The organism is Vibrio sp. E14 (genome assembly GCF_020515785.1).
Lineage (GTDB): Bacteria > Pseudomonadota > Gammaproteobacteria > Enterobacterales > Vibrionaceae > Vibrio > Vibrio diabolicus.
Genome location: NZ_JAHPJI010000013.1, coordinates 1 through 14,963 on the forward strand (window position 1 = coordinate 1; position 14,963 = coordinate 14,963).

The window sequence follows — 14,963 nt, forward strand, 5'->3', positions numbered from 1 at the left end:
TATGCTTTCTAAGCCCTGCAATGAGTGAGGTAGTGCGCAGTTCCTGCGGTTTCTACTGAACCGAGTCCCAGTATCGAGTGCTAGTTTTTATCCCCTATGCTTACTTACCAAAGCTTTCTTTATTATTACCTGGAAACTTTATTCACTAGATTATGTTATTTTCGGGGGAGATTTCTCTGCTTTAGATGTTTTGATTTAGCCACAGGCGCTCATGAAAATAAACTCAGCGCATTTAAAACTTTCCGAACATGGATTTTGTTTGTAGATCTATTTAAGCAAGTGCCTGCCTTAAAGGATATTTGCTACTTCTTCCCCTCTAACCGTCTCCAACCGATAAAGCCACCACTACGTACGTATAACGTGAGCGGTATAGGTGCTCTCATAGCTGTGTTTGCTGAGTAAGTCGTTCACCTGGCACATTGACTGAGGAAAGGTCTTCTTTCAGTGGACCTTCGTGTAAGTCACGATAGTTTTAATAATTATCTGGTACTTTTTATTATAAAGGTGTACGCTTCACATCGAATGTTTTTTCGACAGTAAACCATGTTATATCTCTTGTTTAAAAGCTTTGTAAGAAGGCTGAACTCCGTGCAAAAACGCGATGAAGTGTTGCTCGGAGTCTTAAATTAATCTTCATCAGGTGTTTTATGCGTGAGTAACTTCGCTGAAGTTATACGCAGGGGTCTGTACACCTGATAAAAGAGAAGAGATGGCCGGTGATATTTCATCATCGGCCTTTTTGTATCTGTTAAGCAGCTACAAAGCATTATCCAGTATTGAAATAAGGGCCGGTATTGATCACCGGCCCTTTTTATTTGGTTAAAAACATGAGTATTTTACAAGTTAAAAATTTGTCTTATCAGATCGCTGATAAGAGTTTATATAACAACGCGACATTTCGAATTAACGTGGGAGAGAAAATAGGTATCACTGGAGCGAATGGCGTTGGAAAAAGCACCTTATTAAAACTGCTTATCGGTGAATTATCTGCAGATAAGGGCTGCATTGACTGGTTACCAAACCTTGAGGTGGGGTATTTAGAGCAAAATTTTAAGATGGATAATGCGCTGACGGTTTATGAATGCTTAAAGAGTGCTTTTGAGAACTTATACGCTGCCGAGCAGAAGCTTTGGACTTTGTATCAGGCGATGACCGAGTCTCACTCTACATCTCTTTTAAGCCAAGTCGCCCGACTACAGGCATATTTAGAAGATGAAGACTTCTATGCAATTGATACCAAAATTGAACAAGTTGCTGTAGGTCTTGGCATTTATCAATTTGGCTTAGATACACCGCTTGTCTCGCTAAGTGGTGGTCAAAGACACAAGGTCCTTTTAGGGAGGTTGTTACTCCGCAACCCCGATGTGTTAATTCTCGACGAGCCGACAAACTATCTTGATGCTCTGCACATTGAATGGCTGGCCACGTTTCTCAACGATTACACTGGCACTGTTTTACTGGTTTCTCATGATATTGACTTCCTTAATCAAGTAGCGACCAGTATTTGTGATATTGATTATCAAACGGTCCGAAAATACAGCGGCACTTATGTCAAAGCAATGCAGCAAAAGCATCACGACGGTGCTTTGTTAGAAAAGCAATATAAGGCTCAGCAAAATGAAATTCGAAAGTTAGAGCAATTTATTGCCAAAAATGGCGCTGGAGTTAACGCGAGTCTTGCTAAGGGACGCAAGAAAAAACTGGATAAAATCGAACGTATTCAACTGAATTATATAGGGAAAGTATCGATGTTTGACTTTGCTCACCAGCCTATTGGGCAACAGTATGTGATTGACGCAAAAGCGTTGATGATAGGTTATCAGCAGCCTCTGCTTCCTGCGCTTGATATCACGTTAGCGCACGGGGAGAAGTTGGTCGTTTCTGGTTTTAACGGCGTAGGTAAGTCGACTTTACTTAAAACCCTTATGGGGGAGATCGAGCCGCTCTCTGGTGAGGTGGTATTGGCAAAAGGTGCAATGATTGGGTATTTTTCTCAAGATTTGTCTTGGCGTCACCCTCAGCACACGCCTGAGCAGGAGCTATGCTCTTGTGATCCAACGATATCAAGCAAAGAATCACGCAAGCTATTAGCTCGCTTTGGGGTCACCGGAGATAAGACGCAGCGCCACCTAGATACATTAAGTGGAGGTGAGCAAACTCGCGTGAAACTTTGTTGTTTATCAGTCCAGAAATGCAATGTTTTGCTATTGGACGAGCCAACGACACATTTGGATAGCAGCAGTAAAAATGCGCTTAAAGAAGCTCTCCAGCGCTTTTCTGGTAGCGTGATTGTGGTATCTCATGAGAAGGCGTTTTTACAATCTTGGCCCGACAGAGTTTTAGACATTTCGTTGCTCACTTGTGCTGAATCGGAAACAGAACAGGAGGTGGAGCTATGATGCAGTCCATGATCCTATTTCTCGTTGCTTTTCTTGTTGGTGCTGATGAGTTGATGCTTGGATCTATTCTTGAACCTATCGGAAATGATTTAAGTGTTCAACCGAGTCAGGTTACGTTATTTATTACGGCATATAGTTTAGCTATAGCAATTTGTGCTCCTTACCTGGGACGTTTATCAGACCGGGTTGGGCGTATTCGTATCATGTTGCCTGCTTGCTTCGTATTTGGGGTTGCGTCTATTACGACGGGCATAGTTCATGATTTTGAACTTGCGATTGCAAGTCGAGTGATCACAGGTATTGCAAGTGCAGGCATGTTGCCAATTGCATTCGCGTTGGCGGGAGACGCGAAGGGTAATAGAGCGATGCGTCAAATTGTGATGGTTCAGGCGGGATTAACGCTGGGTATGATAACCAGCCCGGCGCTCGGAGCATTGTTGACCCAGCTTTTATCATGGCGTGCCGCTTTTATTATTTTGGGCGTTGCGGCTCTTCTTGTCGGTGCCATGAGCGTAGTGTTCATGAACAACAAGCATGATGAGTCCAAGGCATTAGATACTCTGCCGCCTATCACAGACGTCATTCATCTTCCAGGCGCTTTGAGGGCGATTTTAGCGATGTGTTTAGGCCTAGGGGGAGGTATTGGTGTATTTAACCTGATAGGCCTTCATATTCGAGATACCAGCGAGTTGGCGCTCGGTTGGGTGGGCGCTATTTATGCTGCTCTAGGGATCGTGAGTGTGGTTGGAAATATGTGCGTGGGGAGAGCTTGCCGTTGGCTTGGTAGCTCTCGAGCCGTTATGCGAGTGGCTTTAATGGTGTGCATACCTTGTAGTGCATGGGTGTTCTCAAATGAGATGAGTACGGTGACCGCTTATCTTCCAGCTCTAGTGCTCTGGTCTCTTGCTGGAGGGGTAGGCTCTCCGGCGTTACAAGCACATATAGCAAGCTTATCTGATGAACATCGAGGTGTGCTGATGTCTTCTGGAATGAGTATGATGCACTTTGGTGTCGCGATTTGGTCTGCCTTGGCGGGCTTTGCTTATTCTGTAGGTAGTGAATGGGTCGGTGTCGTGGCTTTGTTATTGTTTGGCTCAGCGGTAGTTATATTAAAGCCAGTTGGTAATGCTGAACAAAGTGAGCGTTATTCGTAGTGTTTTAGTAGATAAAGAAAAGCCGTTACCTAAAAAGGTAACGGCTTGTTCCAAATACTTTTTGAAAGCCGGTCTTAGTTCATGCCGTATTTCTTAAGTTTTTTGCGAAGAGTACCGCGGTTGATACCCATCATAGTTGCCGCGCGAGTTTGGTTACCGCGAGTGTACTGCATGATAGTATCTAATAGTGGCTGTTCAACTTCAGCTAGAACTAATTCGTATAGTTCTGTTACTTCCTGGCCGTTTAGTTGAGCAAGGTAGTTTTTAAGAGACGCTTTAACAGAGTCACGTAAAGGCTTCTGAGTAATCTGGTCTTGTGACGTTACTGTAGTTACTGTTAATGCTTCTGAAGTCAGATTTTGTTCGAACATATTCGGTCTAGCTCTTCTCTTAATTATGATGCAACGTTATCAAAATAACCTTCTAACGCCTCAATTTGCAGCGGAGCTGCGTCGATAGCGTTGAAGGTACGGCGAAACTCACTTGCCTGTTCATGCTCTTTCAGGTACCACCCAACGTGCTTGCGCGCGATACGTGGACCTAAGAACTCCCCATAAAATTCATGCAGAGCATTTACATGACCAAGCATAATGGTTTTCACTTCCTCAGTTGGAAGCTCCTCCATTGTGGTGCCGTTTTCCAAATAGTGATGGATTTCCTGGAAAATCCAAGGACGACCCTGGGCAGGGCGTCCAATCATTAAAGCGTCCGCACCGGTGTACTCCAGTACAAATTTGGCTTTCTCCGGGCTATCGATATCACCGTTCGCGATAACCGGAATTGAAATCGCCTCTTTTACCGCTTTAATGCTGTCATATTCGGCCTCACCTTTGTACATACATGCTTTCGTTCTGCCATGCAGAGCAAGAGCTTGTATGCCGCAGTTTTCGGCTAATTTAGCGATCTGGACACAGTTCTTGTTGTCTGTATCCCAGCCAGTTCGAGTCTTTAACGTTACAGGAACGTCCACTGCATTCACGACCGCTTTCAAAATCTCTTCGATAATGTTTGGGTATTGAAGCAGAGCAGAGCCCGCTAGCTTCTTATTCACTTTTTTTGCCGGGCAGCCCATGTTGATGTCGATGATTTGTGCACCGTTCTCAACACTGAATTGAGCTGCGTCCGCCATAAGCTGTGGATCGGAACCCGCAATCTGTACAGAGCGAATGCCCGATTCGCCCTCGTGTACCATGCGCTGTTTCGACTTTGACGTTCCCCATAGTTTTGGGTTAGCAGACATCATTTCACTGACGGCCATTCCCGCACCATAGCGAAGACACAACTCGCGAAACGGTCTATCCGTTACACCAGCCATAGGGGCTACGATTAGATTGTTCTTAAGTTGATAGTTTCCGATTTTCAAAACGTCATCACAGTTCTGTACCAGCAAGGGCGCGCATTTTACGCATTTTTTCACTGCGTGAAAAGACTAATATTTGAGCATTTACAAATTGTTTTTGTAAATTGTATGAATTTCAAACAATTAGCTCTGAAAACCTTGTCTAGCCTTGCTTACGACCAGAGATGCGACACCATTCACTTTGCTCAACAATCGGGTCAATGTGAAGCTCGTCACGGTAATAGTTCGCAACATCTTCGGCTTGGGTGTCTAATACGCCAGACATTGCAAGGTCGCCATTTGGTTTAACTAGGCCTTTAATGATTGGTGCAAGTTCACGCAGTGGGCCAGCAAGAATGTTAGCAACAACCACGTCTGCAATCAGACCTTCTGGTTGGTTTTGAGGAAGGTAAACTTCTAGTTTGTCGGCAACGCCGTTACGCTCTGCGTTGTCTTTCGAAGCAAGCAGTGCTTGAGGATCAATGTCGATCCCTATCACTTTTTCAGCGCCCAGTTTGATCGCAGCGATCGCCAGAATGCCAGAGCCACAACCGAAGTCGATAACGGTCTTACCGCTTAAGTCCATGCTTTCTAGCCACTCAAGACAAAGTGCTGTTGTAGGGTGAGTACCCGTACCGAATGCAAGGCCAGGATCCAACATAACATTAACAGCGTCAGGATCTGGAATGTCGCGCCAGCTTGGACAAATCCATAGGCGTTCACCAAATTTCATTGGGTGGAAGTTTTCCATCCATTCGCGTTCCCAGTCTTTATCTTCAAGCTGTTCTACTTTGTAAGCAAAATTGTCAGCCAGCATATTGCTCGCTTTAATTTGGTCGATGATGAAGTTGGTGTCTGCTTCTGCATCGTACAGTGCCAGAATGTCAGTATCGCCCCATAAGCGAGTTTCGCCAGGTAGAGGTTCGAATACAGGTGTATCCTGCGCGTCTAAGAATGTAACAGACAGCGCGCCAGTCTCTTCCATTAGCATATCGCCGATTTGCTCAGCGTTTTCATTGGTCGCGTTGAGTTTGATTTGAATCCAAGGCATTGGTTTTTGCTCTTAAAGTGAATGAAGTGGCGCAGAGTTTACCAGAACTCTACGATTTGTTTGAGTATATACCCAAATAAGCCTACGTATTTGTTGAATGCTTAGAGTACATACAAAACAAAAATGCCCACGGGTGTGGGCATTTTTTAAGACGTTAGCTAAGGCTTATTGTAAGCCGAGCTTCTTCTCTAGGTAGTGGATGTTTGCACCACCATGCTGGAAGTTTTCGTCATTCATAATGGAGAATTGCAGTGGCACGTTGGTTTTGATGCCTTCGATGATCATCTCACCCAGAGCATTCTTCATGCGCGCAATCGCCACATCACGGTTTTCACCGTACGTGATTAGCTTACCAATCATTGAATCGTAATGAGGTGGTACTGTGTAACCAGAATAGATGTGTGATTCCCAACGCACACCCATACCGCCAGGCGCGTGGAAACGCTCGATCTTACCTGGAGATGGTAGGAAGCGTTCTGGGTCTTCTGCGTTGATACGGCACTCAATCGCATGGCCACGGATCTTAATGTCATCTTGAGTGAATGACAGAGGTTGACCCGCTGCAACGCGAAGCTGTTCTTTGATTAGGTCGATGCCGGTAACCATTTCTGTTACTGGGTGTTCTACCTGAATACGAGTGTTCATTTCGATGAAGTAGAATTCACCGTTCTCGTACAGGAATTCGAACGTACCTGCGCCGCGGTAACCAATTTCGATACATGCACGAGTACAACGTTCACCGATGTACTTACGCATCTCTTCAGTGATACCTGGTGCTGGCGCTTCTTCCACTACTTTTTGGTGACGACGTTGCATTGAACAGTCACGCTCACCAAGGTGGATTGCGCCGCCTTGACCGTCAGCGATAACTTGCACTTCAACGTGACGAGGGTTTTCTAGGAATTTCTCCATGTAAACCATATCGTTGTTGAACGCTGCTTTTGCTTCAGCACGCGTCATTGCAATCGCTTGGATTAGGTCTTTTTCTGCGCGAACGACACGCATACCACGGCCACCGCCGCCACCAGACGCTTTGATGATGACTGGATAACCGATGCGTTTAGCAAACGCCTTGTTTTTCTCTTCGTCGTTGTCCAGAGGACCGTCAGAGCCAGGTACACAAGGAACGCCAGCTTTCTTCATTGCGTTGATAGCCGACACTTTGTCACCCATCAGGCGGATAGTGTCTGCTTTTGGACCAACGAAGATGAAACCACTGCGCTCAACTTGCTCAGCGAAGTCTGCGTTTTCTGACAAGAAGCCGTAACCAGGGTGAATGGCAACGGCCCCTGTTACTTCTGCTGCAGAAATAATTCGTGGGATATTTAGGTAGCTGTCGATACCACGAGCAGGGCCGATACATACGGTTTCGTCTGCGAGTAGTACGTGCTTAAGATCGCGGTCAGCTGTCGAGTGAACAGCGACGGTCTTAATACCTAATTCTTTACAAGCGCGAAGAATACGAAGTGCAATTTCACCTCGGTTCGCGATGACTACTTTGTCTAGCATAAGGCAAGCCCCGCTTATTCGATTACAACAAGAGGTTGGTCGAATTCAACTGGTTGGCCGTCTTCAGCTAGGATCGCTGTAACAACGCCAGATTTGTCCGCTTCGATTTGGTTCATCATTTTCATTGCTTCAACAATACATAGCGTATCGCCAGCATTTACTTTCTGACCCACTTCTACGAATGCTTTAGAGTCTGGGCTTGGAGAACGGTAGAAAGTACCAACCATTGGAGAAAGAACTTGGTGACCTGCAGGCGTTGCAGCTGCTGGAGCTTCTGCTGCTGGCGCTTCTGCTACTGGTGCCGCTGCTGCTGGAGCAGGTGCCGCTACTGGAGCTGCTGCGTAGTGAACTGGTGCTTGAGGGGCTGCAGTGCCGTGACGACTGATGCGTACTGACTCTTCACCTTCAGAAATCTCTAGCTCAGCAATGCCAGACTCTTCAACTAACTCAATTAGCTTCTTGATTTTACGAATATCCATCTTTTCTTTCTCTTTTATCTTGTGATTAAGACAACCCTCGTGGGGTTGCAGAGTGTTAGGGTTACTTTGCCTGTAGCTTATTAATCGCGGCAGACAGAGCGAATTCATAACCTTGTGCGCCTAGACCGCAAATCACGCCTTCTGCTTTATCTGACAGATAAGAGTGATGACGAAATGGTTCACGTGCGTGCACATTTGATAAGTGCACCTCAATAAATGGGATGGCGACGCCAAGTAATGCATCTCGCAGTGCCACACTGGTATGAGTGAAAGCCGCTGGATTGATAATGATGAAGTCAATCTTGCCATAAGCAGCATGAATGGCTTCAATCAGTTCGTACTCACGATTTGATTGTAGGTGCTCCAGTTCCACCCCAGCGTTATGAGCTTGCTTCGTAAGAGCATCCACAACTTGTGCTAAGGTGCTGTGACCATAGTGTGTCGGTTCGCGCAGACCCAATAGGTTAATATTTGGTCCGTTTAGAACAAGAATCCGTGACTTTGCAGACATTATGTTGCTATCTTCCCTTATCGTGAGTGGAACGTTTATATTCCCAAATATACGATAGTTCAGCACGATTTTTTTGTTAAAACCGAGCAAATTTTAAAAAATCGACCAAGATTATAGCTAATTCATAGCAATTAGCAGCAATTTACTGGTCTAATCTCCTAATAGCCACCTTCGTTTCTGTAACCAAGTTAACAAAAACAATATAATTGCCATGTTCTTTATGTGGCTAATTTGTGCGCAAAAGCAAAAAACCGCCATGAGTAATGGCGGTTTTTAAAGTGCTTTTAAAACAGTTGGTTGAATTTATGCCAATTCTGCTTTCTCTGCGATGAGTTTGTCTACCACGCTTGGATCGGCAAGCGTTGACGTGTCTCCGAGGTTGCTTGTATCGCCCGTTGCAATCTTACGCAGGATTCGACGCATTATCTTACCAGAGCGAGTCTTCGGTAAGGAATCCGTCCAGTGCAGTACATCTGGTGTCGCGATTGGACCAATCTCTTTACGCACCCAATCTTTCACTTCTTTGTGCAGCTCAGCTGACGGGAATTCACCATCGTTCAATGTAATGTAAGCGTAGATAGCTTGGCCTTTGATGTCATGTGGAATACCAACAATCGCCGCTTCTGCAATCTTGTGGTGCGCCACTAGCGCTGATTCAATTTCAGCGGTACCCATACGGTGACCCGACACGTTTAGTACGTCATCAACACGGCCAGTGATCCAGTAGTAGCCGTCTTCGTCACGACGCGCACCATCACTGGTGAAGTACATCCCCTTAAAGGTTGAGAAGTAGGTTTGTTCAAAGCGCTCATGGTCGCCGTAAACCGTGCGCATCTGGCCTGGCCAAGAATCAAGGATAACCAAGTTACCTTCAGCAACGGTATCTTCAAGAATGTTGCCCATATTATCGACAAGAGCAGGCTGGACGCCGAAGAATGGGCGAGTCGCAGAGCCTGGTTTTAGATCGGTTGCCCCTGGTAGTGGCGCAATCAAGATGCCGCCAGTTTCCGTTTGCCACCAAGTATCGACGATAGGTGAGTTCTCGTTACCAATCGTTTTGTAGTACCACTCCCACGCCTCTGGGTTGATTGGTTCGCCCACTGAGCCCATGATGCGCAGGCTTGAACGAGATGTGCCTGCAACCGCTTCATCACCTTTTGCCATTAGCGCACGAATCGCGGTTGGGGCGGTGTATAGAATGTTGACTTGGTGTTTATCAACCACTTCACTCATTCGGCTTGTGCTTGGGTAGTTTGGTACACCTTCGAATAAGATGGTCTTCGCCCCATTTGCAAGTGGACCGTAGATTAGGTAAGTGTGACCGGTAATCCAACCCACATCCGCGGTACACCAGAAGGTTTCACCTGGTTGGTAATCGAACACATATTTAAAGGTCATCGCCGCGTAGACGAGGTAACCACCAGTCGTGTGTAGTACACCTTTAGGTTTGCCTGTTGAACCTGAAGTGTAAAGGATGAAGAGCGGATCTTCGGCTTTCATTTCTTCTGGTGGGCAAACGTCAGAAACGTTAGCTGTTGCTTCGTGCCACCAAACATCACGGTGTTCATGCCATTCGACATCACCACCTGTACGTTTAAGCACCAACACTTTATTGATGGTTTTTACGTCTGGGTTAGTTAGTGCTTCGTCCACGTTCTTTTTCAGTGGAACGGCACGCCCGCCGCGCACGCCTTCATCAGCGGTGATCACGACTTTAGCGTCAGAGTCGATGATACGGCCGGAGAGTGCTTCTGGTGAGAAACCGCCAAATACAACGGTATGAACCGCACCGATGCGGGTACAAGCGAGCATAGCCACTGCGGCTTCTGGAACCATTGGCATGTATAAACACACCACGTCGCCTTTACGTACGCCTTGCTCTTTCAATGCGTTGGAGAACTTACATACTTCTTTGTGCAGTTCGTTGAAAGTGAGTGTTTTGTCGTCGGCTGGATCATCGCCTTCCCAGATGATTGCGACGTCATCCCCGTGTTCTTCGAGATGACGGTCAATACAGTTAGCCGAGACGTTCAGTGTGCCATCTTCAAACCAACGAATGTCGACATGACCAGTATCGAAAGAGGTGCTTTTTACTTTGGTGAAAGGTTTGATCCAATCAACGATTTTGCCGTGTTCGTTCCAGAAGCCCTCTGGATCGGTTACCGACTGCTGATACATGGCTAAGTAAGTATCATTATCCGCGTGTGTATGAGTTTTAATATTTTCTTTTACCGGATAAACGTGGGCTTCGCTCATGGCTTCTCTCCTTGTGCCTTATTTCTCGGCCTTACACCAATCTAGATAAGATTTTGAATATGTTTTTGTAGGGCTGTTTTTTGGTTCTAAATAACTTGGTCGTGGTAATGACGACGTTGTGCTTATAACTGTCAGTCACTGCGCGTATTTCCACAATTAGACTTTAGGATGAGAGTGAAGGAAGCGCCGTGAAATCGCTGAAACAAAAGTATTTCTGGGAGCTAGGTCAACTGATTTTTATGTATATGGCGCGGTTAGGTTGGGCAAATCGCCTTTCGTTAAGCGAACAAAGACCAAAGCGGCAGAAATCGCATCTTGTAAAGCGTCGTGTTTATCTTGGATAGGAAGTTCGAGGTGTTTACAAATCGCATCCAGACTTAAGTCGAAATAGGCATTCGGCAAATGTCTTTCCAGCTTGTCGTGATAAATCTGACTTACCTCGATGAGCGGGTTAGGAAGTGGAAAGCCAAGTTGCCTCAGACAAGCAAGATCTAAGATCTTTTTATCGTAACGAATGTGATAACCGACAAGTGGTCGGTTGCCGATAAAGTCGAGCAGCTCGAGCAGCGCCTCTTTTTCGCTAATCCCGTCGACTAAGTCTTGGTGGCGAATTCGATGAATTTTGACTGAGCCAGAATCGAGCGATTGCGGCGCGCGTAAGCGGACTTCAAATGGCTGGCTAGTGATGATGCGGTTGTCGATGATCTTCGTGGCCGCAATGGTCACCAACTCGGCGCGATTTGGATCAAGGCTGGTGGTTTCGCAGTCGAGCGAAACGTATTCCGTTTTATCGGGCGTGCAAAAAAGCGACTGATAAGGAGAGCCTTTCAGTTTGTAGTGCCAGTATTTGCGTTGTAACCAGTTCATTGCCTACGCCTCTGTATGATTTATGAAAATCATGGTTAATCACGAATTTGATAGTGGAAGCCTAAAAATTGCTTAAATTTTTTCACTACATGTAAGCTGTGGCGAAGTAAATCACGCTCGGTTCTATCCAGTTGTTTAATATCAATGTTATTCAATGCTTCTTGCTTTTTGAGTTGTTGATTAAGGCGAACCTTAAAGAACAATTTCAGTGCTTCGTTGAGGTTATCTGCCGTTTCAGGCTCTAAGATGCGTTTTTTCCGAAGTGCTTCAATGCGCTCAAACGTGTTCTTCTCCTCAATGGCATATTCCAAAGACAAGGTGCGAATGCCGTGCACAATTGGGAAAATGCCGCCGCGTTTAATATCTAACCCGTCCTTAGCACTTTTTACGTTGCCAAACAGAGTTAGGGGCACAGAAAACTGCAAGGCAGGACGAGTAAAATCAGACAGTATCAACATGCGATCTTTCATTGTGTCGCGAAGGTGGGTCGCGATTGGAGCCAGCAGTTCGCGATTTCCCGCAACAGCATGGGCGTCACTGAAAATGGCTAAGTCCATGATTTGTTGTGGTTCGGCTTTGGCTATCCAGCGGTCTAAGGTGTTTATCCACTCTTGCTGCGTTTTGACCCATTTCGGGTTGTTGACCATGACTTTACCCGGGCAAAGTGGATAACCGAGCTGTTGTAGAGTGTGCGTGAAGGATTGCATCACTTGTTCGCAATGAGGCCATTCCAAACCATCTTGAATAATTAGAGCATTGTCTTGGTCTGTCTTGAGAATTTGTTCTCCTCGACCTTCTGAGCCGAGCACGATTAAGCAGCAATGATCGTGCAAGGCTGGTGGTACCACTAACTCGAACGCTTTTTCGATAATTTGCTCGTTCACGGCGGAAATCAGCTCCATGATAAAGCGAGTGCGGATGCCGTTTCTCAATAAACTCTCGACCAATTGACGCTGGCGGTTTGAGGCCAATGCGAGCTCTTCCACACTGCTTGCTCTGGCAATACTGAGCGTTAACACGTGAGAGTGGGTGGAGAACGCGCTGAGAATTTGGGTCATATCCAGCATGCCGACGGCTTGGTTGCCATCACATACCATGAGACGTTTCATTCGATTGCGGGTCATGGTGATCATGGCGTTGAATAAAAAATCACCATCATCAACGTGATAGACAGGAAAGGTGGCGATATCACCAACAGGGGTATTGAGTGCGCAATCATCTAACATCACGGAGTGCAGCATGTTGGTGCGCGTCACGATGGCGTATGGATGAGCCGAGGGCCATTTTTCTAATCGCGGATCGTCGTCATTGAGTTTGACAAGTGCAGCATCAATCCCATTTGCTTTTAGGGTGTGCGTCACCTCGTTAATCGGCGTGTTTGGCTCAAGGATCATCGGTGGGTGATAAATGCTGCGGTCCACTTTGGTGAGGATAAACTCTGCCAAGTTTTGTTGTTGGTGAGCGGCTTCGATGAGTTCTTGTCGCTTTGATAAATTGTTATCGAAATAGGCCGCAAACTGACCATTCTCGTTGTAAAGCGCCAGAAAGACGTCTTTCGGCAGAAGATAGGAGAGCGTGTCCTCAAGTGCGATGTATTGATGACGTACGTTGTCTTCAAGTAATGAGCGCACATCAAACATATCGTCGTTGGCATAATGCGCGAACACTTCCTGCTGATCTTGGGAGCGCTCTTCTACTGCGCCTTTGATCAGAATATGCAAGTGAGGGTTCTTCTGTCCGCAAGATAAAATAACATCTCGAGCTCGATAGTAGGCAACGTCCAGAGACGAGCGCAGTCGTGTCTGTTGTGCTTCGGTTAAGCGGTCGAACGGTGGAGATTGCATGTTAAATTTGTCAGGCATGAGAACACCCAATGATGGAAGGAACACTCTCTAAGTCTGACAAATTTCCTACCGGAAGCCAGACGACTTTGGTCTAAATCACGATGATTTCGCTTTAAGATGGCCAATGTCGCAAAGTTAGTATTCCATCGAGGAAACGATAAGTTGCCTATTCTTCCCTTTTTATAATACGCATAGCGATCCATAATTCTCGGTTCGAACGTTGATGTTCCCGTTTTAGGATATTAGTAATGTTGAAACCTTCTCCGTATGGCTGGATTTCCCAGTACTTTCTCGGATTCTTCTTTGCGTATGGCGTATATCTGCCATTTTGGTCACTTTGGTTTAAGGAGCAAGGTGTCTCTTCGACCGACATCGGTTTGCTAGTTGGGTTGGGTCTTGCGACACGTTGTGTCGCCAATATCGTGATCACCCCACGAGTGCACAAAGTTGAACACCTTATGCCTGCTTTACGTTGGTTGAGTTTCGCTGCCCTCCTTTTTGTTGGATTTCACTTTTTTACAGGTGGCAGTTTTTGGTTAATGGCGTTAGCGACGGTGCTATTTAACCTCTGTTGTGGACCGATTGTTCCATTATCGGACGCGATGGCAAACTACTACGCTCGTCTGAAAATGCTCGACTACGGCCGTACGCGCTTATGGGGCTCGATCGCCTTTATCGCGGGTTCGACGGCCGTGGGTTATCTGGTGGCTGAATTTGGCTCTGATATGATCTTGTACACGGCGATGGCCGGGGTATTAGTTTCGTTGCTATTTTCAATGCGTATGACTAACCCGATGCCCGTTACACTTGGTGGGCAAAGCGCGGAGCGTCCAAAACTGAGTGCTCTTTTGACAGACAAGCCGATACTTAAATTCTTAGTGTTGGTGTCATTAATTCAGGGCAGTCATGCGGCTTACTACGGTTTTAGCGCTATTCACTGGAAAGCCGCAGGTCATTCGGAAGATGTGATTGGCTATCTGTGGAGCTTGGGTGTTGCAGCCGAAGTGGCAGTGTTTGCGCTGAGCAAGCGTTTATTTGTCGGTTGGTCAATGCGTGCGTTATTTGTTGTTGCTGCCGTTGGTGTGATGATGCGTTGGGGCATTACGGCATCGACAACGTCGATTGTTGCTTTGGTGATTGTTCAATTATTGCATGGCGTGACCTTCGCAACGGCACACATTGCTGCGATTCAATATATCCAAAACTCGGAAGAGAATAAGATAGTGGCGCTGCAAGCATTGTATAACGCGATTCCGCTAGGCGCATTCATCGCACTGATGACCGTGTTGAGCGGTTGGGGTTATGAGCACTGGGGACCACTTGTGTTCTGGGGCATGGCCGCGATGGGGTTATTGGCACTGTTCATCAAGCTCGAACCACAAGAGCCACATCATGTGGTCGATGTATCAGACAAGTCACTGGAAACACAGAATTAGACTTCTGTGACAAAGGTTAAAAACTAAGCTTTGTCTCCGTTGTGAAAGCAGTGTTAAATGAAACCTCTCCCTAATGGAGAGGTTTTTTTATTCTCTTGTTTTAAAACGGCAAGAAAGG

At 46.2% G+C, this 14,963-nt stretch carries 12 protein-coding genes; 3 read left to right on the top strand and 9 right to left on the bottom strand.

Annotated features, from left to right (window positions below):
- The first annotated feature begins 827 nt into the window (after positions 1–827).
- Together LIX84_RS21435 and LIX84_RS21440 are read left to right on the top strand one after the other, a co-directional pair.
- Positions 828–2,399: an ABC-F family ATP-binding cassette domain-containing protein gene (locus tag LIX84_RS21435; RefSeq protein ID WP_226422139.1), complete on the top strand. Its 1,572-nt coding sequence runs from the start codon at positions 828–830 to the stop codon at positions 2,397–2,399.
- Positions 2,396–3,553 (top strand): MFS transporter, encoded by a 1,158-nt coding sequence (locus LIX84_RS21440; protein WP_226422140.1) that lies wholly within the window; start codon positions 2,396–2,398, stop codon positions 3,551–3,553. Before LIX84_RS21435 ends, LIX84_RS21440 begins: the two co-directional genes overlap by 4 nt.
- Before the next feature lie 74 nt (positions 3,554–3,627).
- Here LIX84_RS21440 and fis read toward each other — a convergent pair whose 3' ends face one another.
- The 9 genes from fis to LIX84_RS21485 form a co-directional block, all read right to left on the bottom strand.
- Positions 3,628–3,924, bottom strand: a complete 297-nt coding sequence (gene fis, locus LIX84_RS21445) for a DNA-binding transcriptional regulator Fis (protein WP_000462885.1) — start codon at positions 3,922–3,924, stop codon at positions 3,628–3,630.
- 23 nt (positions 3,925–3,947) lie between these two features.
- Complete coding sequence (dusB, locus tag LIX84_RS21450; RefSeq protein ID WP_005382505.1) at positions 3,948–4,916, bottom strand: tRNA dihydrouridine synthase DusB; 969 nt, start codon at positions 4,914–4,916, stop codon at positions 3,948–3,950.
- 139 nt (positions 4,917–5,055) lie between these two features.
- On the bottom strand, positions 5,056–5,943 hold the full coding sequence (prmA, locus tag LIX84_RS21455; protein WP_005397838.1) for a 50S ribosomal protein L11 methyltransferase: 888 nt from the start codon (positions 5,941–5,943) through the stop codon (positions 5,056–5,058).
- Positions 5,944–6,108: 165 nt separating this feature from the next.
- On the bottom strand, positions 6,109–7,452 hold the full coding sequence (accC, locus tag LIX84_RS21460; protein WP_005397839.1) for an acetyl-CoA carboxylase biotin carboxylase subunit: 1,344 nt from the start codon (positions 7,450–7,452) through the stop codon (positions 6,109–6,111).
- A 14-nt stretch (positions 7,453–7,466) separates the two neighbouring features.
- On the bottom strand, positions 7,467–7,931 hold the full coding sequence (gene accB, locus LIX84_RS21465; RefSeq protein ID WP_005397840.1) for an acetyl-CoA carboxylase biotin carboxyl carrier protein: 465 nt from the start codon (positions 7,929–7,931) through the stop codon (positions 7,467–7,469).
- Positions 7,932–7,992: 61 nt separating this feature from the next.
- Positions 7,993–8,442: a type II 3-dehydroquinate dehydratase gene (aroQ, locus tag LIX84_RS21470; protein ID WP_226422141.1), complete on the bottom strand. Its 450-nt coding sequence runs from the start codon at positions 8,440–8,442 to the stop codon at positions 7,993–7,995.
- Positions 8,443–8,745: 303 nt separating this feature from the next.
- On the bottom strand, positions 8,746–10,698 hold the full coding sequence (gene acs, locus LIX84_RS21475; RefSeq protein WP_124009035.1) for an acetate--CoA ligase: 1,953 nt from the start codon (positions 10,696–10,698) through the stop codon (positions 8,746–8,748).
- Between the two features lie 237 nt (positions 10,699–10,935).
- Positions 10,936–11,565 carry a 3'-5' exonuclease gene (locus LIX84_RS21480; RefSeq protein WP_005382363.1) on the bottom strand — a complete coding sequence of 210 codons (630 nt, stop codon included), beginning with the start codon at positions 11,563–11,565 and terminating at the stop codon, positions 10,936–10,938.
- A gap of 35 nt (positions 11,566–11,600) precedes the next feature.
- Complete coding sequence (locus LIX84_RS21485; RefSeq protein WP_226422142.1) at positions 11,601–13,427, bottom strand: DUF294 nucleotidyltransferase-like domain-containing protein; 1,827 nt, start codon at positions 13,425–13,427, stop codon at positions 11,601–11,603.
- Between the two features lie 230 nt (positions 13,428–13,657).
- Here LIX84_RS21485 and LIX84_RS21490 point away from each other — a divergent pair, with 230 nt between their 5' ends.
- Positions 13,658–14,845: a 3-phenylpropionate MFS transporter gene (locus tag LIX84_RS21490; protein ID WP_005397849.1), complete on the top strand. Its 1,188-nt coding sequence runs from the start codon at positions 13,658–13,660 to the stop codon at positions 14,843–14,845.
- Positions 14,846–14,963 lie beyond the last annotated feature (118 nt).